The 17487-nt window shown below is 52.8% G+C and carries 15 protein-coding genes and 1 tRNA gene; 12 read left to right on the forward strand and 4 right to left on the reverse strand.

The features are described from left to right. Nucleotides 1-162: 162 nt before the first annotated feature. The 3 genes from NW211_RS07835 (at nucleotide 163) to rpmA (ending at nucleotide 1084) form a co-directional block, all read left to right on the forward strand. A tRNA-Pro gene (locus NW211_RS07835) sits at nucleotides 163-236 on the forward strand. 227 nt (nucleotides 237-463) lie between these two features. Next, nucleotides 464-799: a 50S ribosomal protein L21 gene (gene rplU, locus NW211_RS07840; protein WP_087408927.1), complete on the forward strand. Its 336-nt coding sequence runs from the start codon at nucleotides 464-466 to the stop codon at nucleotides 797-799. A gap of 21 nt (nucleotides 800-820) precedes the next feature. Next, entirely contained in the window at nucleotides 821-1084 is a 264-nt protein-coding gene (gene rpmA / locus NW211_RS07845; RefSeq protein WP_025278985.1) for a 50S ribosomal protein L27, read from the forward strand. A 293-nt stretch (nucleotides 1085-1377) separates the two neighbouring features. On the opposite strand, the gene NW211_RS07850 is transcribed toward rpmA, so the two are convergent. Next, on the reverse strand, nucleotides 1378-1545 hold the full coding sequence (locus tag NW211_RS07850; RefSeq protein WP_087408926.1) for a DUF362 domain-containing protein: 168 nt from the start codon (nucleotides 1543-1545) through the stop codon (nucleotides 1378-1380). A gap of 161 nt (nucleotides 1546-1706) precedes the next feature. Between NW211_RS07850 and NW211_RS07855 the strand changes: the two genes are divergently transcribed. Then, a complete protein-coding gene (locus NW211_RS07855; RefSeq protein ID WP_258327494.1) occupies nucleotides 1707-2477 on the forward strand; it encodes a porin family protein in 771 nt (256 codons plus the stop codon). Here NW211_RS07855 and NW211_RS07860 read toward each other — a convergent pair. The 3 genes from NW211_RS07860 to NW211_RS07870 are packed head-to-tail and all read right to left on the reverse strand — an operon-like array spanning nucleotide 2465 to nucleotide 7114. Further along, nucleotides 2465-5443 carry a glycoside hydrolase family 3 N-terminal domain-containing protein gene (locus NW211_RS07860; RefSeq protein WP_258327495.1) on the reverse strand — a complete coding sequence of 993 codons (2979 nt, stop codon included), beginning with the start codon at nucleotides 5441-5443 and terminating at the stop codon, nucleotides 2465-2467. The two genes, NW211_RS07855 and NW211_RS07860, sit on opposite strands and share 13 nt — an antisense overlap. 6 nt (nucleotides 5444-5449) lie before the next feature. Continuing rightward, nucleotides 5450-6220, reverse strand: a complete 771-nt coding sequence (locus NW211_RS07865; protein WP_258327496.1) for a 5'-nucleotidase C-terminal domain-containing protein — start codon at nucleotides 6218-6220, stop codon at nucleotides 5450-5452. A gap of 15 nt (nucleotides 6221-6235) precedes the next feature. After that, nucleotides 6236-7114: a bifunctional UDP-sugar hydrolase/5'-nucleotidase gene (locus NW211_RS07870; protein ID WP_258327497.1), complete on the reverse strand. Its 879-nt coding sequence runs from the start codon at nucleotides 7112-7114 to the stop codon at nucleotides 6236-6238. Between the two features lie 268 nt (nucleotides 7115-7382). Here NW211_RS07870 and rplS point away from each other — a divergent pair, with 268 nt between their 5' ends. From rplS to NW211_RS07910, 8 genes are all read left to right on the forward strand, one after another. Further along, on the forward strand, nucleotides 7383-7730 hold the full coding sequence (gene rplS / locus NW211_RS07875; protein ID WP_025278994.1) for a 50S ribosomal protein L19: 348 nt from the start codon (nucleotides 7383-7385) through the stop codon (nucleotides 7728-7730). 188 nt (nucleotides 7731-7918) lie between these two features. Continuing rightward, a complete protein-coding gene (locus NW211_RS07880) occupies nucleotides 7919-10117 on the forward strand; it encodes a leucine-rich repeat protein (RefSeq protein WP_258327498.1) in 2199 nt (732 codons plus the stop codon). Between the two features lie 417 nt (nucleotides 10118-10534). Further along, entirely contained in the window at nucleotides 10535-12049 is a 1515-nt protein-coding gene (gene gpmI, locus NW211_RS07885; protein ID WP_258327499.1) for a 2,3-bisphosphoglycerate-independent phosphoglycerate mutase, read from the forward strand. Between the two features lie 97 nt (nucleotides 12050-12146). Then, nucleotides 12147-12728 carry a DUF3109 family protein gene (locus tag NW211_RS07890; protein ID WP_258327531.1) on the forward strand — a complete coding sequence of 194 codons (582 nt, stop codon included), beginning with the start codon at nucleotides 12147-12149 and terminating at the stop codon, nucleotides 12726-12728. Next, nucleotides 12718-14058 carry an MATE family efflux transporter gene (locus tag NW211_RS07895; protein ID WP_258327500.1) on the forward strand — a complete coding sequence of 447 codons (1341 nt, stop codon included), beginning with the start codon at nucleotides 12718-12720 and terminating at the stop codon, nucleotides 14056-14058. Before NW211_RS07890 ends, NW211_RS07895 begins: the two co-directional genes overlap by 11 nt. A gap of 177 nt (nucleotides 14059-14235) precedes the next feature. Continuing rightward, nucleotides 14236-15135 (forward strand): DUF5106 domain-containing protein, encoded by a 900-nt coding sequence (locus tag NW211_RS07900; RefSeq protein WP_258327501.1) that lies wholly within the window; start codon nucleotides 14236-14238, stop codon nucleotides 15133-15135. Nucleotides 15136-15530: 395 nt separating this feature from the next. Continuing rightward, the gene (locus tag NW211_RS07905) at nucleotides 15531-16133 is read left to right on the forward strand and encodes a bifunctional nuclease family protein (RefSeq protein ID WP_087408915.1); all 603 of its coding nucleotides are present in this window, start codon (nucleotides 15531-15533) and stop codon (nucleotides 16131-16133) included. Between the two features lie 85 nt (nucleotides 16134-16218). Next, nucleotides 16219-17475: a nucleoside permease gene (locus tag NW211_RS07910; RefSeq protein ID WP_258327502.1), complete on the forward strand. Its 1257-nt coding sequence runs from the start codon at nucleotides 16219-16221 to the stop codon at nucleotides 17473-17475. The last annotated feature ends 12 nt before the right edge of the window (nucleotides 17476-17487 follow it).

Genomic DNA, 17487 nt, shown 5'->3' on the forward strand with positions numbered 1-17487 from the left:
GGTTTTGCGTGTGCAAAGATAGAACTATTTTTTATTATCCTCCTAATTTTTTGCCACAAAAATGAAAATGATGGAGATTTTGATAAGAAAAACGCGAAAATTTAGGGAATCATTTTTGCTTTTCTCAAACTTTATGTATCTTTGTCCCCGCAAAACAAAGTGCGGGGTGTAGCACAGTTGGTTAGCGCGCCACGTTCGGGACGTGGAGGTCGGACGTTCGAGTCGTCTCACCCCGACTTGCAATCGCAATCGCTTGAAATCGAAGCGGTTGCGATTGTTGTTTTAAAGCTCGACCGGCGGGGAGGGGGCGGCTGTTGCATTTCTTTTCGGAGAAAATGGCCCGAATGCTTGTGGGTGACAAATATTTGTAGTACTTTTGTGGGCTGATTCTGATATGGGCTCAAAAAGAGGTGCCACGGTTGGCCCCGCCCGGCAGAGATAAACGTAAAAATAAAAAGTAAAAATGTACGTTATTGTTGAGATTCAAGGACAACAATTCAAAGTAGAAAACGGAAAGAAGTTGTTTGTCCACTATTTGGGAGCAGAGCATGGCGCCGTTCTCGAATTTGACAGAGTATTGCTCGTTGACAAAGACGGAGCAGTAACCGTAGGCACTCCCACCGTAGAAGGTGCGAAGGTCGTATGTGAGGTTGTTTCGAACGACGGATACGGTAAGAAAGGCCTCGTAAAAGGTGAAAGAATTCTTGTTTTCAAGAAGAAAAGAAGAAAAGGTTATCGTCGCTTGAACGGTCACCGTCAGTATTTCACCGAAGTGTTAGTTAAAGAAATTGTTGCTTAACCCTATTAAACTTCTAAGAAAATGGCACATAAGAAAGGTGTTGGTAGTTCTAAGAACGGTCGTGAATCGGAAAGCAAACGATTGGGTATCAAAATTTTCGGTGGTCAATATGCCAAAGCCGGAAACATTTTGGTACGTCAAAGAGGTACAGTACATCACCCGGGTGAGAACGTAGGTATGGGTAAAGACCACACGTTGTTCGCTTTGGTAAACGGTACGGTAGTATTCCGCAAACGTCAAGAGAACCGTTCGTATGTATCGGTTGTACCGGCAGACAATAACTAATAAAGAGTTATAACCTATGTATAGAAAGCGTGACCGCTCGCAAGAGCAGTCACGTTTTTTATTTTTGTACGGGAGGGAATGCAGAGCGCGGGTTTCGTGGATGGAGTGTGGTATGGCAGTGGTGCTGTGCGTGTCGGTGATGTGCCTATGCCGGCGGTGGTGGCTGCTCTCGTATGTGGGGGGGGACGGGGAATGCAATGGTTGCTCCCTCTCCGATGCCGGCGGTGGATAAAACGAAAGGGCCCGCATCGGTGTGATGCAGACCCTTTTTTAATCTTTCACGTGTGTGCTTCTTATGCTTCGTGGATAGCGTCGTTAGGACAAACCTCGGCGCAAGTTCCGCAGCTCAAGCATTTTTCGGGATCGATTTTGTAGATATCGCCTTCCGAGATAGCTTCTACCGGGCACTCGCTAATGCAAGAACCGCAAGCAACACAGTTGTCATTAATTACGTAAGCCATTGTTTTTTAGTTTTTAGTTTGAAATAATTAGATCTAATTGCACCACAAATGTAGTACTTTTATTGCGATTGCAAAAAAAATGAGGAGAGATTTTCTGGCGTAAATAGAATTCTTGCGAAACAATAACCCCGTTGTTTTTCCGTTTGATAATTAGTTACCCGATGATGGAACGATGGTTACATAGAGGCTCTGTGGGGCGGCCGATATTTCGTGGGCGAAAGTCGGTCGTGCGTTGGTGCGTGGGGGTGGTAGCGCTCTTGTCGCTGGCTGGCGGCACGGTGTGGGCCCAACCTCGCAAGGTGCAGAATTTGCCCTATGCCGACTACAAGCTGCTGCATCTGGGCTTCTCCATCGGTACGCATGTGCAGGATATGACTTTTGTGCATTCGGGCTTCGTGACCGAGGGGGGAGAGAGCTGGTATATGGATATTCCCGATTTTTCGCCGGGTTTCAACGTGAACCTCATGGCCGACCTCTATCTGTGCCAATACCTCAACCTGCGGGTGTCGCCGGGCATATTCTTTGGCAACAAGGTGGTGAAATACCGCGAGTCGAACTCGCAGGCGACTCAGACGCAGGACTTGAAGTCGAACTATATCGTGCTGCCCGTCGAGCTGAAATTCAGTGCCGAACGGTGCAACAACTACCGGCCCTACCTGATTGGCGGGGTGATGGCTACGGCCGACGTGTCGAAGAAGCGGAACGATTTCCTCAAGCTGAACACCTTCGACGGCTACTTGACCATCGGTATCGGGTGTGACCTCTATCTTCCCTATTTCAAACTGATTCCCGAGCTGAAGTTCTGCTTCGGGCTGACTGATGTTATCAACCGGAAACGCAACGACCTGCGCGATCCGGCCGACATCAAGTATACTCAATCGCTGAAGAAGGCGACCTCAAACATGGTGGTCTTGTCGTTTTATTTCGAATAATCCTCGATAGAGTTGTAGATAACCGAGAAGAGTTCGGGCCGTATGTTGAGCTCGGACAGGGCGTTGTGCGACCGCGAGGGATAGACTCGGTTGCAGAGGAATATGTAGATGAGCTGTTGCTCGGGATCTATCCAGAAGCAGGTGCCGGTAAAGCCCAGGTGGCCGACGGTGGCAGGCGATGCCTCGAGTGCGGTGGGGCTTTTGTCGGGCTCTTTCGTGTCGGGTTTGTCAAATCCCAGTCCGCGGCGGCTGGTGGCGCTCTTTTCGGTCATGAAGCGGTGCACGGTCTCGGGCGACAATATCTGCTCGCCGCCGTAGCTGCCGTGGTTGAGCCACATCTGGCACAGCTTGGCCAGGTCGTTGGCCGAGGAGAAGAGTCCGGCATTGCCCTGCACACCGCCGAAGAAGGCGGCCGTCTCGTCGTGCACATAGCCGTCGAGCTGCTGGTGGCGGTAGAAGAGGTCGTTTTCGGTGGGGGCAATCCGCTCGATGGGGAATCGGGTGGCCGGGCAGTATCCTGTGGTGCCCATGCCCAGCGGTCCGTAAATATGCTTTTGCAGGTAGCGGTCCATGGCTATCCCGGTGGCACTCTCGACCGTCTCTTTCAACAGGATAAAGTTGAGGCAACTGTACAGATAGCGTTTCGTGGGACGTAGCTTGGTGCCGATGATACGGGCGATGAGGGTGTCGGGGAGCGATGCGGAGCCGTAGAGGTCGTGTGCTATCTGGATGGGATATTGGGCCGACTGTCGGGTCGAGAGCAGGTCGGAGCGTAGCCGGGCGTTGCGGTTGCCGAAGGTGCAGCCGTCGATGGGTATCGAGTAGGTGGCATCTTTCCAGCGTTTGAACAGGGGCGGGGTGAAGCTCTGCGGGTCGATGAGTACTGCCGAGACTTGCAGCGAGGGGCGCATGCCGGTCTCGTGGAGCAGGGCCTGGCGCAGGGTAAGGTCCTTTTTGTCGCTGTTTCGCAGCGGTGCGAAGTAGTGGCTCATGGGTTTTTCGAGCACGATGTCGCCGTCGTCACAGGCTTTCATCACGGCAGGCAGGGTGCCGGTGGCTTTCGATACCGAGGCCAGGTCGTAGAGGTCGTCGGTGGCGACGGGGTGGGCGTGAGTCTCGTAGTCGAAATAGCCGTAGGCCTTGTTCCAGACCACCTCGCCTTGACGGGCTACGACCAGTTGGCAGCCGGGGAAGGCCTCGTGAGCGATGCCCTCGGCAATAATCGAATCGACCTTCGACAGCACCCGGCTGTCCATGCCTACCGATTCGGGCAGGGTGTAGCCTAGGCGGCACTTCTCGGTGCGCAGGCCATCGCCTTCGTCGAACGAGCCTTCGAGCTTGACGGGCAGTTTGCCCCGGATGGCACAGCCGCCGAAGAGGGCCTGTGCGGCATACTCCTGAGCCAGCGGCGTATCTTCGTAGGCCAGCAGCAGGGCCCGGTTGTGGGCCAGCTCGTGGCCCAACCGGTTCATCTGGTAGGGCGAGAGGAAGCAGACGGCAATGGCTTTGCCGGTCTGGCAGAGGCGACCGATGCGGGCCCGGTATTGCGTCTTGTCACTGTGGATGGCCACAATCACCCGGTCGTAGTGGCGCAGGGTGTCGAGCAGGACGGTCAGGTCGGTAGAGTCGTCGAACTGTCCCGGCTGTGGTGCATACAGTTTCGTGGTGGTTTGGAATACCGATTTTGTATCGCTACCCACCGATACGACCGCAATTCTCGATTTGTCCAGATGCGTGATGGGGAGGGTGTGGTGCCGGTTGTGCAGCAGGGTGAGCGCTTCGGCATTGAGCCGGCGGTTCAGCGCCTCGTATCGGGGAGCGTTCAAGTCGGCCGTCAGCCCCTCCAGGTCGACCGACTTTTGCCGGGCCAGCCCCAACGCATATTTGTAGCGCAGTACCTTTTTGCATTTCTCGTCGATGAGGCTTTGCGAGATTTTCCCCTGGTCGATGGCTTCGCGTATGGCCTTGAGCTGAGCCTCGGGCCGTAGCGGATTGAGCACGATGTCGTTGCCGGCCTGGATGGCCAGCAAGGCGGTGTTGCCGAAGGTCGATGCCCCTTTCATCTTGAGGGCATCGGTGAAGACAAGCCCCTCGAATTGTAGCGAATCGCCCAGCAGGTCGTGGGTGATGGCACGCGAGAGCGAGGCCGGTCGGCCCGAATTGTCGAGTGCGGGAATGTTCAGATGGCCCACCATCAGCCCCGACAGGCCGCTGTCGATATACCGCTTGAAGGGGGCAATCTCGACCTGCATCAGCCGCTCGCGGCTGTGCGGTACGAGGGGCAGGGTCTTGTGCGAATCTTCCGAGGTGTCGCCGTGACCCGGGAAGTGTTTGGCTACGGCCATCACCCCCTCGGCCTCGAGTCCGCGGGCATAGGCGATGGCTTTGGTCGAGACGTTGTCGAGCCCTTGCCCGAACGACCGTTTGCCGATGACCGGGTTGCGGGGGTTGCTGTTGACGTCGAGCACCGGGGCAAAGTTGACCTGAATGCCCATGCGGCGGCACTGGCGGCCCACGGCGCGTCCATATTCATAGAGCAGGGAGTCGTTCTGGATAGCCCCCAGCATCATGTTCACCGGGAATCGGGGCGTGTCGGAGAGGCGCATGGCCAACCCCCACTCGCCGTCGAGGGTGATGAGCAGCGGCACCCGGGCCAGCGATTGGCAGTAGTTGGTGAGTGTGGCCTGGTCGGTGGCGGTGCCGGCATCGAAGAGGAGGCCGCCAATTTTCAACTCCTGCACGAGCCGTTTCAACGACTGGCGGTTTTGCGGCGTATCGCTGTTGCGCACGGTGATGACGAACAGTTGGGCGATGCGCTCGTCGGGGGTGAGGGTGTTGAATACCGAGTCGGTCCATTGCTCCATTTTTTGCGGGTCGGCCTTTTGCAACAGATGAGGTTCGACCGCTTGGACAGGCAGGAGCCAGAGAACCAGGAGTATCGCCGTGCAGACAACAGAGTGTTTCATATCGCGTTATTGAGGTTTAGCCGGGGTGATGCGCACTTCGTCCAGCGCCGAAATGGCGCGTTTGGCCTGAGTCGCTTTTTCGATGTAGTTGATGACCACGTCGCGCAGGAAGGCGGCGCTGTTTTTCCGCTCGGTAGCCTTCAGACATGGGGTCATGTGGTCGCCGCCGTTGGCCACGTAGTCGATGGTGGCTATCGAGTAGATGCGGTTGTCGTCGAGGGGGGCGCCGTCGATGGTGAGGTTGGCGGCTTTGTCGTCGGCTATGGTCATGCGCACCTCGTGGCTTACGGCCTCGCCGCCTCGCGAGGCGATGATGTCGAAGAGGTCGCGCAGGTCGCTCCCCTTCAGTTTAATGAGGCACAGCGTGTTGTCGAAGGGGAATATCGAGTAGATTTCGCCGAGGGTGATTTCGCCCTGCATCAACGGGTTGCGGATGCCGCCGATGTTGGTGATGGACAGGTCGACCGGTTGCCCGAATACCGACGGAGCCTCGCTCTTGATGATGTCGGCCGAGAGGTTGGTCAGCAGCGAGCCGGGCCGTTTGGGCTCCATGTATTGGCTCGAGGTGCCTATGACGATGCGCATCACGCTGTCGACGCTCGTTTTGTATTTGCTCACGATAGCCTCCATTTGGGGCTCGGGAGTCTGGTTCCAGTGGGCATCGACGGGAATCAGTCGGGAGGTGATGTCAAATTCGGGTCGCGAAGCCGTGCAGGCCGAGAGAAGCCACAAGGCGGCCGCGAGTATGCAGCAGGTATGTTTGTAAGTCGTTTTCATGAGTGTGCAGCTTGATTATTTGTTTTTGGGATCAATGGTAATGCAGCCCAGGTAGGCTCCGCTCATGCCGGTTTGGGCAATGACCACGTCGCGCCCTTGGCTGTTCTTCACACGGTAGCGCAGTGTGGAGTCGGGGGTGGCGTCGATTTTCTCGGGGTTAATTTCGGTATGCGAGTGGCCGCCGATGATGATGTCGATGTCGGTGCTGGCCGCAGCCACCTGCGGGTCGGTCGTGTCGCTCTTCTCTTGAGCCGTATATCCCAGGTGCGAGAGCACCACCACGAGGTCGGCCCCCTTCTCACGGAGCAATCGGGCCGTGCGGTTGGCCGCTTCGATGGGGTCGTGGAATACCACCCCTTGGCACGACTCGGCCGGGATGAGGTTTTCGGGGTTGACGTTCAGCGCCAGGAATCCCACCTTGTAGCCGCCTATTTCACGGATGACCCACGGCTTCACCAGACCGGCCAGCGGGGTAGCCGACAGGTCGTAGTTGGTCGAGATGAAATCGGCCGTCGAGCCCTTGATCAGTTGGGCCAGTTTCTCCATGCCGGCGTCGAACTCATGGTTGCCCAGCGTGCGCACGTCGTAGCCCATGGCATTCATCGCCTCAAACTCGGCATCGCCTTTGAACAAATTGAAGTAGGGAGTACCCTGAATGGCGTCGCCCGCATCGACCAGCAGCACGTTGGGCTCGGCGTTGCGGATGCTGTCGATGACCGCCATGCGACGCACCACGCCGCCCAAGTCGCCATACGTCTTGTGTGAAGGGGCAAAAGGTTCTATCTGGCTGTGGGTATCGTTGGTGTGTAGAATGACGATACGCCCTTGCTGAGCCTCTGCACAGAAGGCCATCGAGAGGCAAACAGCCGCGATTCCAATGATTTTCTTTACCATAAATTGCGTGTATATTCTTGAATAATTTGTTGTTTCGATTGGACGAAATTACAAATTTAGAGAGGATATATCAAATGGGGAGTATGAAATTTATCGGTCTCGATTGTTTTTATCTTCAGCAGAAGCCTGTTGTCGAGTAAAAAAAGCGGGTATCTCTTGGCTATGTGCCGAAAAAGTTGTTACTTTGCACCGCTTTTCGTAATCTCTGGCAGGAAAAGTGGCCTGTTATATTACGTTTCAGTATGAACATTTTAAATAGCTATTAAAAATGGATTTAGTTAAGATTGCAGAAGAAGCATTCGCATGCGGTAAAGAGCACCCCGATTTTCGCAGTGGTGACACGATTACCGTATCGTACCGTATCAAAGAGGGAAACAAGGAGCGTATCCAGCAATTCCGCGGCGACGTTATCCGCATCTCGGGTCACGGTAACAAAAAGCGTTTCACGGTTCGTAAGATGTCGGGCAACGTGGGTGTAGAGAGAATCTTCCCCATCGAGTCGCCGTTCATCGAAGAGATCGTAATCAACCGTCGTGGTAAAGTGCGTCGCGCCAAATTGTATTATCTGCGTGCACTCACCGGTAAAAAAGCCCGTATCAAAGAGAAGAGAGTTTAATCTCTTTTTTGAGGCATATAAAAACCGCATCGAGCAATCGGTGCGGTTTTTATGTTTTAAAGTTACGAGGTGGGGAGGATGGCATAATGATAATATTACGAAATCCCCATAAATAGGGGCTTGTAGAGTTGTTAATTAAAGAAAAACGATTATCTTTGTATATAGATTCATTAACTGGAGGAATAGCTATGAAAAAAGTAGTAGGGTTGCTTGTATGGGCTGTATTGGCTTTGTTGCCGTCGTATGCTCAGTACCGGGCGACGTTTGGTTCGAACGGTGTCTTGTATGGCCTCAATACAGACGATGAGGTGTGGGTTATCTCGCAATATCTGGATGGACGGGAAACGGTGCATCATACGTATAGCGGTGATGTGGTTGTGGCCGACAGTGTAGTGAATCCGTATGAGTTTTATGGAAAGAAGAGACCCGTAATCGGGGTGAAGGTTTCGAAATATGATTTTAGCGGAGTGACCAGTCTCACGTTGCCCAATACCGTACGGACGGTAGAGGGGATAGAGGGTTGTGCCATCGAAACCATAGATTTGCCGGCTTCGTTGACCGAGGTCCCCAATTTGAGCGGATGCCCCAATCTGAAAGAGTTGATACTTCCTCCTACCATCAGGAAGGTGGGTGTATGTTTGAACAACTGCCCCAGCTTGACCCATGTGCATTTAGGGGCCGGCGTATATCAGGTCGATAGGCATGCGTTCGACGGTTCCGATGCGTTGGAGTCTGTAACGGTCGATGAGGCGAATGCAGCTTTGGCTATTGTGGACAATGTATTGTATAACAAGAGCATGACCCATCTTGATTTCTGCTTTCCGTGGAATAAGGAAAAGGTAATCGATATTCCCCAAACGGTAACTTTTATCGACTCGGAGGCCTTCAGAGGATGTGAAGGTATAGAGGAAGTTACGGTACCTGAGGGGATTGAAACTTTATGGATGGGGGTGTTTAGAGATTGTGTCAATTTGCGCAAGGTTTCGTTGCCGGAGTCTTTAAAGGAAATATCTCATTATGTTTTCTTGGGATGCCGTAGTTTGGAAGAGGTGAATATACCCTCGTCGGTCGAGTCGATAGGTATCGATGCGTTTGAGAACTGTACGAGTTTGACCCGACTGGAGCTTCCCGATCGGTTGAGCGAAATTATGATAAGGGCCTTTTTGGGATGTGAGAATCTGGACTTGGATATTCCGCAGTCGGTGCAGTCGATAGGGTGGGCGGCTTTTGCCAATTGCAAGAAATTGTCGAAGGTGGTATTGCCCGAATCGATAGAGGAGATAGGCGATTCGACATTCTATAATTGTTCGGGCTTGTCGGAGCTAACCGTTAAAGGCAAGATTTCGAGTGTGGGAGAGTTTGCTTTTGCCTACTGCTCGAGCATGAAAGAGTTGAATCTCGACAATTTCGTGGGCGATATCGAGCGATATGCGTTTGCCGGTTGGGGGCTGGATTCGCTGGAAATCCCCGAATCGATTTCTCGGTACCAATCTTCGGCTCTGTCGTTATACGACTCGTTGAAGGTAGCCAGGATTGCGGATACGAATAAAACGCTTGATGCCGACAACGGGCCGCTGTTTTGGGGGTGTGACCATCTTCGAAGCCTGTATGTGGGACGACCTACCTCGAGCGGACTCTTTCTCGAGCTGCCGGCATTGACCGATCTTACGTTTGGCAGTTTTGTTTATGATGCCTCAGATATGATTTGGTCGGAGTGTGGCAATATTAAAACCGTTACGTGTATGAGCACTACGCCTCCGGAAGCCGGGATGTCTACCTTTTCGGCGGTTACCCTGTTGCGTGGTGTGCTGAGGGTTCCGGCATCGGCCGAAGAGGTTTATCGCAACACGTTGCCGTGGAGCGCATTCGAGGTTATAGAAACATTCCCCGATGTGGTGCCTGCGGAGTTGACGTTCAATGGGGCGGACAGCGTGGCGATGACCCCGTCATCGTATCTTTCGCTGTCGGTTACCGTCTATCCCGAGCAGGCTAATTTTGACCGATTGACGTGGAAGAGCAGCAACGAAGAGGTAGCTACGGTAAATAAGGATGGTGTGGTCCATTCGAATAAAGAGGGCGAAACCGATATTACCGTATCGACGAGCGACGGGTTGTCGGCTACCTGCCATGTGTCGGTGCGCTATGTCAGTGGTGTAGAAGAGGTGGCAGCCGAGCCCGTACTTCTCTATCCCAACCCGGTGAACGATCAGTTGCATATCGAGGGCGCTACCCCGGAGACAACCGTGGCTTTGTACGATATGACCGGCCGTCTGGTTCTCTCGACCCAGGCTTGCGAGGGTGTGACCGTGCTCGATATGGCCGGCTTCAAACCGGGTGTATATCTGTGCCGCATCCAGAACAAGAGTTACAAGATTGTGAAACGGTAGCGACTCGGGTCAATTCGTTTCAATCCGATACGGGGGCTCTGCCGATGGTGTGCAGGACCCCTGCTTTTTGTGCGATTGGCTCGAGGCAGAGTCTGTTCAAGGGTGTGGGTTTGAGGCCGGGAGCGCAATGCCGTTTCGGGTGAAGGGCAGAAAACAGGCTCTGTCCCTTAACGAATTGAAATAAATTTTGCGATGCCCGCGGTTTGCACTATCTTTGCACCGTCTATGTAAGAGCCGGGTGGGCTGCATGGCCGGTGAGGCTGTGGCGGTGTAAGCCGGTGAGGTGCAGGACAAATTGACAGCCTCGGGCTTGCCGCCGCGGGGCAAGCGGTGGACGTGAGCCTGCCGGAGCGACTTCGGCACTGTTTTTGCCGAATACCGATTAAGAAGATAAATAACTCTAAATAATAGAAAGCGATGAGTAAAAAAGCACTTTTGATGATTCTCGATGGTTGGGGCATCGGCAATCATTCACACGCAGATGTAATCTACAATACCCCCACTCCTTATTGGGACTATCTGTTGAAAACCTATCCTCACTCGCAACTGCAGGCCAGTGGCGAAAATGTGGGTTTGCCCGACGGTCAGATGGGTAACTCGGAGGTAGGTCACCTCAATATCGGTGCCGGCCGCATCGTTTACCAAGACCTGGTAAAGATTAACAAGGCTTGTGCCGACAACTCTATCCTGCAGAACAAAGAGATTATCTCGGCCTTCTCGTATGCTCGCGACAACGGCAAGAACATGCACTTCATGGGCTTGACTTCGAACGGTGGCGTACACAGTTCGCTCGACCACTTGTTCAAACTGTGCGACATCGCCAAAGAGTATGGCTTGGAGAATACCTTCATCCACTGCTTCATGGACGGTCGTGATACCGACCCCCACAGCGGCAAGGGCTTCATCCAGGAACTGGAGGCTCACTGCGCCACGTCGGCCGGTAAGGTGGCTTCGATCGTGGGCCGCTACTACGCCATGGACCGTGACAAACGCTGGGAGCGTATCAAAGAGGCTTATGACCTGTTGGTAAACGGTATCGGCCGCCAGTCGGACAACATGGTACAGGCCATGCAGGAGTCGTACGATGCCGATGTAACCGACGAATTTATCAAACCTATCGTCAACTCGACCTGCGACGGTCGCATCAAAGAGGGTGATGTGGTTATCTTCTTCAACTATCGTAACGACCGTGCCAAAGAGCTCACCATCGTGCTCACGCAGCAAGACATGCCCGAGGCCGGCATGCACACCATTCCCGGTTTGCAATACTACTGCATGACTCCCTACGATGCTTCGTTCAAGGGCGTGCACATCCTCTTCGACAAGGAAAACGTGCACAACACGCTGGGCGAATATCTGTCGAAACAGCACAAGAGCCAGCTGCACATTGCCGAGACCGAGAAGTATGCCCACGTAACCTTCTTCTTCAACGGTGGTCGCGAGGCTCCGTTCGAGGGTGAGGACCGTATTCTGGTTCCGTCGCCCAAGGTAGCTACCTACGACCTGAAGCCCGAGATGAGCGCCTACGAAGTGAAGGATAAGCTGGTAGCCGCCATCAACGAAAACAAATACGACTTTATCGTTGTGAACTACGCCAACGGCGATATGGTAGGCCACACGGGCATCTACTCGGCTATCGAGAAAGCCGTGGTTGCTATCGACGCTTGCGTGCGCGATACGGTCGAGGCTGCCAAGGCCAACGGCTACGAGGTAATCATCATTGCCGACCATGGTAATGCCGACAATGCCGAGAACCCCGATGGTACGCCCAACACGGCACACTCGCTCAATCCCGTGCCGTTTGTCTATGTGACCGAGAACAAAGAGGCTCGTGTCGAGAACGGTATTCTGGCCGATGTGGCTCCCTCGATTTGCCACATCATGGGCTTGCCACAGCCGGCCGAGATGACGGGTCACGACCTGTTGAAATAATAGAAATCAATGTTTGGAATATGCCGGAGTGCCAGTTGTGCACCCCGGCTTTTCTGCCTTATACTAACCGATGAAAACAACCGTAACCGAGGAGATTATGCTACAAGTAGGCCAAGCTCTGGTGAGCCTCGACGTCATAGAACGATTTTTTATTTGTAACCTCGAGAAGTGTCTGGGTGCCTGTTGCGTCGAAGGCGATGCCGGTGCCCCCATCACCGAGGAGGAGCGTTGTAAACTCAAGGAGATTCTCGATGTCGTGTGGGACGATTTGCTGCCCGAGGCCCGGCGGGTTATCGAGCAGCAGGGGGTAGCCTATGTCGATGAGGAGGGCGACCTGGTCACCTCGATTGTCAACGGCAAGGATTGTGTCTTTACCTGTTACGACAAGAACGGCATGTGCCAGTGTGCCATCGAGAAGGCCTATCGGGCCGGGAAAATCGATTTCTACAAACCCATCTCGTGCCACCTCTATCCCATACGGTTGAAGGAGTACCCCGACTTCTCGGCCGTGAATTACCACCGTTGGAAAATCTGCAAGGCCGGCGAGGTGCTGGGCCGCAGCGAGAAGGTGCGGGTATATGAATTTCTGAAAGAGCCGCTGATTCGTCGGTTTGGCGAGGCGTGGTATAATGAACTGTGTGAGGCTGCCGAAGCCTATTTGCAGCAGTATGGCGAGTAATCCGGTAAAATACAGCTATAAACAGATATGGCACATTGCCTATCCTATCCTCATCAGCCTGGTGATGGAGCAGCTTATTGGCATGACCGATACCGCTTTCATGGGGCGGGTAGGCGAGGTGGAGCTGGGTGCGTCGGCCATTGCCGGGGTCTACTACATGACCTTCTTCATGATAGCCTTCGGCTTTAGCCTGGGGGCCCAGATCATCATGGGGCGGCGCAACGGCGAGGGCAACTACTCCCGCATAGGTCCCATTTTTTACAAGGGGACCCTCTTCCTGCTGGGGGTAGCGCTGGTGCTGTTTGTCTGTTCCTATTTCGTTTCGCCCATTCTGCTGGCCCCGTTCATCAAGTCGCCACACGTCTACGAGGCGGCCATGAGCTATATCCACTGGAGGGTCTACGGCTTCTTCTTTGCCTTTGTGGCCGTGATGTTCCGAGCCTTCTTTGTGGGTACTACACAGACCAAGACCTTGACTCTCAACTCGGTGGTGATGGTGCTGTCGAATGTGGTCTTCAACTATATCCTCGTGTTCGGCAAGCTGGGATTCCCGGCTATGGGCATTGCGGGTGCCGCCATCGGGTCGTCGCTTGCCGAGCTGGTTTCGCTCATCTTCTTTATCGTCTATACCCGCATGCGGGTCGATGTCCGCAAGTATGGCTTGGATGGTTTCAGTCTGCGTCGAGGCGACTCGTTGCGACACATCCTGAATACCTCGGTATGGACCATGATTCAGAATTTCGTGTCGATGTCGACCTGGTTTCTCTTCTTCATTGCGGTCGAGCATCTGGGCGAACGGTCGTTGGCGATTACCAACATCATCCGCAACGTGTCGGCGCTGCCCTTTATGATAGTCATCACCTTTGCCTCGACCTGCAGCACGCTCATCAGCAACCTGATAGGGGCGGGCGATGCCCGGTATGTGCGGGGTACGATGGGGCAGTGCATACGCATGGCCTATCTCTTTGAGTTGCCGCTCATCCTGTTTTTCGTCTTTTTCCCCACCCTTATCCTGCGTATCTATACCGATATGCCCGACCTTATATCGGCCTCGGTTCCCTCTCTTTTCGTACTCTGCTCGGCCTATCTGTTTATTGTTCCGGGCAATGTCTGTTTTCAGGCCGTCTCGGGCACGGGCAATACCCGCATGGCCTTTCTGCTGGAACTGGTCACGCTGCTCATCTATATCGTCTATGTGGTGGTGATGATTTTTTACCTGCGGGTCGATGTAGCCGTATGCTGGACCACCGAGCACGTGTATGCCATCGGCATTCTGCTGTTTTCGGCCGCCTACATGAAGTGGGGTAAGTGGATTGATAAAAAGATATGAGAATAAGGCTGTTCCCTCTCCAAGACAATCCTTTTGTGCGCAGTCGCCTTTTTTTTCTTACGGAAATAAAAATGATAGAATGGTTGGAGGTTTAGATAATTTTAGTATCTTTGCCGGATAGATGTAATGTAAGGGGATGTGGTTGATGGAGTTTAAATTGATAATTGAGATTTTTTTATGGTAAGAAAAGTGCTGATAGTGTGTGCGTTTGTTTGCACCTTCTTTTTGTCGAAGGCGCAGGATTCGGCTGTGGCACCTTACCAGTTGCCCGATATTCCCGACAGTCTCACTACTCCCGATGTAAGGAGTGAATATCTGATAGAACATTATTGGGATAATTTTGCAGTAGAGGATAGGGCCTATTTAGAGGCACCGTTGGTGGTCGAGCAGGCATTTGTCGATTTTACTTCAATCATGCGCATCACTTCGCGAGAAAGTACGATGAAAGCGATTGCAATTTTGCTGAAGCGGGCTTCGAGCGATGGTGACATCTTGTTGATGTATGCCGACATAGCTGACAAGTATCTGTACAGCGGTGGGGGAACCTTTGTGAGTGACGAGGCCTATTTGCCTTTTGCCGAGGCTGTGGCCGAGTCGAAGAAGGTCGACGAGTTGCGAAAGTTGCGTTATATCTATCAATACGATGTGCTGACGAAAAATCAGGTAGGTATGACGGTTACCGACTTTGAGTACAAGTTGCCCGGTAAAGATAAGAAGTACCGCATCAAAAAATTGAAGTCGCCTTATATTCTGCTATACATCAACGACCCCGAGTGTGAAGATTGCTCGTTGGCTACCTTGCGGCTGAGTGTGTCGCAGGCCTTGCTGCAAGAGATACGCGAGGGGCGGCTTACGATATTGTCGCTTTATCCCGATGGCGAGACCGAAGAGTGGCTGGCCGGTGTGGCCGACTATCCCAAAGAGTGGGTGGTCGCTTCGATGGAGAATGGCGAACGCTGTTTCGATTTGCGAGTTATGCCGGCACTCTATTTGCTGGATAAAGATAAAAAAATAATTTTGCGTAATACTTCGCTCGAAGAGGTGGAACAGACCTTGAAAGCGACGAAAGAGATGTAAAGAGATAGACTTTGTGGTTTTGATTCGTTTTATTGTAGGACGATGTGAATCGTCATATTTTGAGATCCCCTCTGTGCGTGAGCATAGTTTTTGACCCAATAACACCTGAAAAGGAAGAATCGACCACAAAGTCTTTTTTTTTGTTCCCTGTCTGTTGAATTCATATTTTTTACTCCAAGAGTCCAATGGTACGATATTTTCCTTATCTTTGAATTTAAGAAGATAGAATGCGGTGTGGTAAAGTCTCAAACGGTTTTGGCTTTTTTACTCTCACCTTTCGCTATCTTTGAGAAGATAGGAGTCGGTTCGGCAGAGACAAATATTGAAAACTACGTTTCCTGTTTGTCTCTGCTCTCACCTTTCACTATCTTTGTTTCTTATAAAACCAGTGAGCTGTGGAAAATCGTATCAAGTTAAAGGTATTGGGATTGACATATAGTCAAGTGAAGAAGGGAGCATACGCTCTGGTCCTTGCCGAGGAGGAGGGACCCCGTCGCATTCCCGTAGTAATAGGTGTATCCGAGGCCCAGTCGATAGCCATTTCACTCGAGGGCATCATTCCGCCTCGACCCATCACCCACGATCTGTTTGTAAGTTTTGCCCATGGTTTCGGCATACGGTTGAAAGAAGTTTGCATTTATAAATTGGAGAACGGAGTCTTCTACTCCGAGATGGTTTTCGACGATGGTACCCGCGAGATGCGGGTCGACGCTCGTACGTCCGATGCTATAGCCATTGCCTTGCGTACACGCTCCGATATTTTTGTCATGCCCGAGATTATCGAGGAGGCCGGTTTCGTTTATGAAGAGGAGGAGGCCGATGAGCATTCTCCCGAGCGTAGTCGCGAAAAGGAGGTCGTAAAAAAAGAGGAGCGGGACTTGTCGGCCTGTTCGCGTAAGGAGTTGAAGGAACGGCTCGAAAAGGCTATTGCCTCGGAGGCTTACGAAGAGGCAGCCCGTATACAGGAGGAACTGAATAAAAGAGACAATCGCTTGTAAAAACAGCGATATTTTGGTAGCTTTGCCTGCTAATCTAAGCCATGCAAGGGTATAGGATAAGGATCGTAATACAAAACACAATTATATGAAAAGTATCAAACTGCGACTCATAGTAATGAACTTTCTCCAATTTTTTATTTGGGGATCTTGGCTCTGTACATTGGGGCTCTATATGACTACGCCTACCGAAGAGGGGGGGCTTGCTTTCGACGGTGCTCTTGTAGGCAGCGTGTTTGCCTTGTCGGGTATCGCTTCGCTCATCATGCCGGCTCTTATCGGTATCGTCTCCGACAAGTGGATCAATGCCGAGCGCTTGATGGGCGGCTTGCACTTTGTGGGTGCCATTGCCCTTTTCAGTGCGGCATTCATTTCGGACTATGACTTTTTCAAGATAGCGATGCTGGTCAACATGCTTGCCTATATGCCTACGCTGTCGCTCTCCTATACGGTGGCCTACAACGCCATCGACAAGGCCGGACTGGACCGTGTCAAAGACTATCCGCCGGTGCGGGTGTGGGGTACGGTCGGCTTTATCGTAGCCATGTGGATCGACAACTTCACCGGCTTCAGCGCCAACAACGGACAGTTGCTCATGGCCGGGGTTGCTTCGGTGGTGATGGGTTTCTACTGCTTTACCCTGCCGGCTTGTCCGCCGGCCAAGGCGATGAAAAACAACGGCCTCCTGTCGATGCTGGGTTTGGATGCGCTGGTACTTTTCAAGAATTACCGCACAGCCGTGTTCCTGCTTTTCTCGTTCCTGCTGGGTGCCGCCTTGCAGGTGACCAACATGTACGGTGTGCCTTTCCTCGATAGCTTCAAAGCCTCTTCGCCCGACTCTTGGGCCGTGAAATATTCGGTTATCCTCTCGTCGCTTTCGCAGGTATCCGAGACGCTGTTTATCTTGGCCATTCCCTTCTTCATGAGCCGATACGGTATCAAGCGGGTGATGATTATCAGCTTCACCGCCTGGGTGCTTCGGTTCGGGTTCTTCGCCATTGGCGGTCCCGAAGGCTTCTCGGTACTCTTCCTTATCTTGTCGATGATTGTCTACGGTATGGCTTTCGACTTCTTCAATGTGTCAGGCTCGCTCTTTATTGCCGATGAGGCTCCCGCTTCGATCAAGGCCAGTGCACAGGGTATCTTTATGATGATGACCAACGGCTTGGGTTCTATCGTGGGCGGTTACGGTGCCGGATGGGTAATCAAGGCCCACACCACGGCTGGTGAGACCGACTGGACGGCCTGCTGGACCATCTTTGCCGCTTATGCTTTTGTAATCGGTGTGCTGTTTGCGCTCACCTTCCACTACAAACATCAACGCACGGCTCAGGCCAACGCTTAATCGACAGTTGAT

It is taken from the genome of Barnesiella sp. ET7, from assembly GCF_024733785.1.
GTDB classification, from domain to species: domain Bacteria; phylum Bacteroidota; class Bacteroidia; order Bacteroidales; family Barnesiellaceae; genus Barnesiella; species Barnesiella merdigallinarum.

Coding starts and splice junctions, on each gene's coding strand:
- rplU (WP_087408927.1), top strand. CDS start 464: ATGTACGTTATTGTTGAGATTCAAGGACAACAATTCAAAGTAGAAAAC.
- rpmA (WP_025278985.1), top strand. CDS start 821: ATGGCACATAAGAAAGGTGTTGGTAGTTCTAAGAACGGTCGTGAATCG.
- NW211_RS07850 (WP_087408926.1), bottom strand. CDS start 1,545: ATGGCTTACGTAATTAATGACAACTGTGTTGCTTGCGGTTCTTGCATT.
- NW211_RS07855 (WP_258327494.1), top strand. CDS start 1,707: ATGATGGAACGATGGTTACATAGAGGCTCTGTGGGGCGGCCGATATTT.
- NW211_RS07860 (WP_258327495.1), bottom strand. CDS start 5,443: ATGAAACACTCTGTTGTCTGCACGGCGATACTCCTGGTTCTCTGGCTC.
- NW211_RS07865 (WP_258327496.1), bottom strand. CDS start 6,220: ATGAAAACGACTTACAAACATACCTGCTGCATACTCGCGGCCGCCTTG.
- NW211_RS07870 (WP_258327497.1), bottom strand. CDS start 7,114: ATGGTAAAGAAAATCATTGGAATCGCGGCTGTTTGCCTCTCGATGGCC.
- rplS (WP_025278994.1), top strand. CDS start 7,383: ATGGATTTAGTTAAGATTGCAGAAGAAGCATTCGCATGCGGTAAAGAG.
- NW211_RS07880 (WP_258327498.1), top strand. CDS start 7,919: ATGAAAAAAGTAGTAGGGTTGCTTGTATGGGCTGTATTGGCTTTGTTG.
- gpmI (WP_258327499.1), top strand. CDS start 10,535: ATGAGTAAAAAAGCACTTTTGATGATTCTCGATGGTTGGGGCATCGGC.
- NW211_RS07890 (WP_258327531.1), top strand. CDS start 12,147: ATGCTACAAGTAGGCCAAGCTCTGGTGAGCCTCGACGTCATAGAACGA.
- NW211_RS07895 (WP_258327500.1), top strand. CDS start 12,718: ATGGCGAGTAATCCGGTAAAATACAGCTATAAACAGATATGGCACATT.
- NW211_RS07900 (WP_258327501.1), top strand. CDS start 14,236: ATGGTAAGAAAAGTGCTGATAGTGTGTGCGTTTGTTTGCACCTTCTTT.
- NW211_RS07910 (WP_258327502.1), top strand. CDS start 16,219: ATGAAAAGTATCAAACTGCGACTCATAGTAATGAACTTTCTCCAATTT.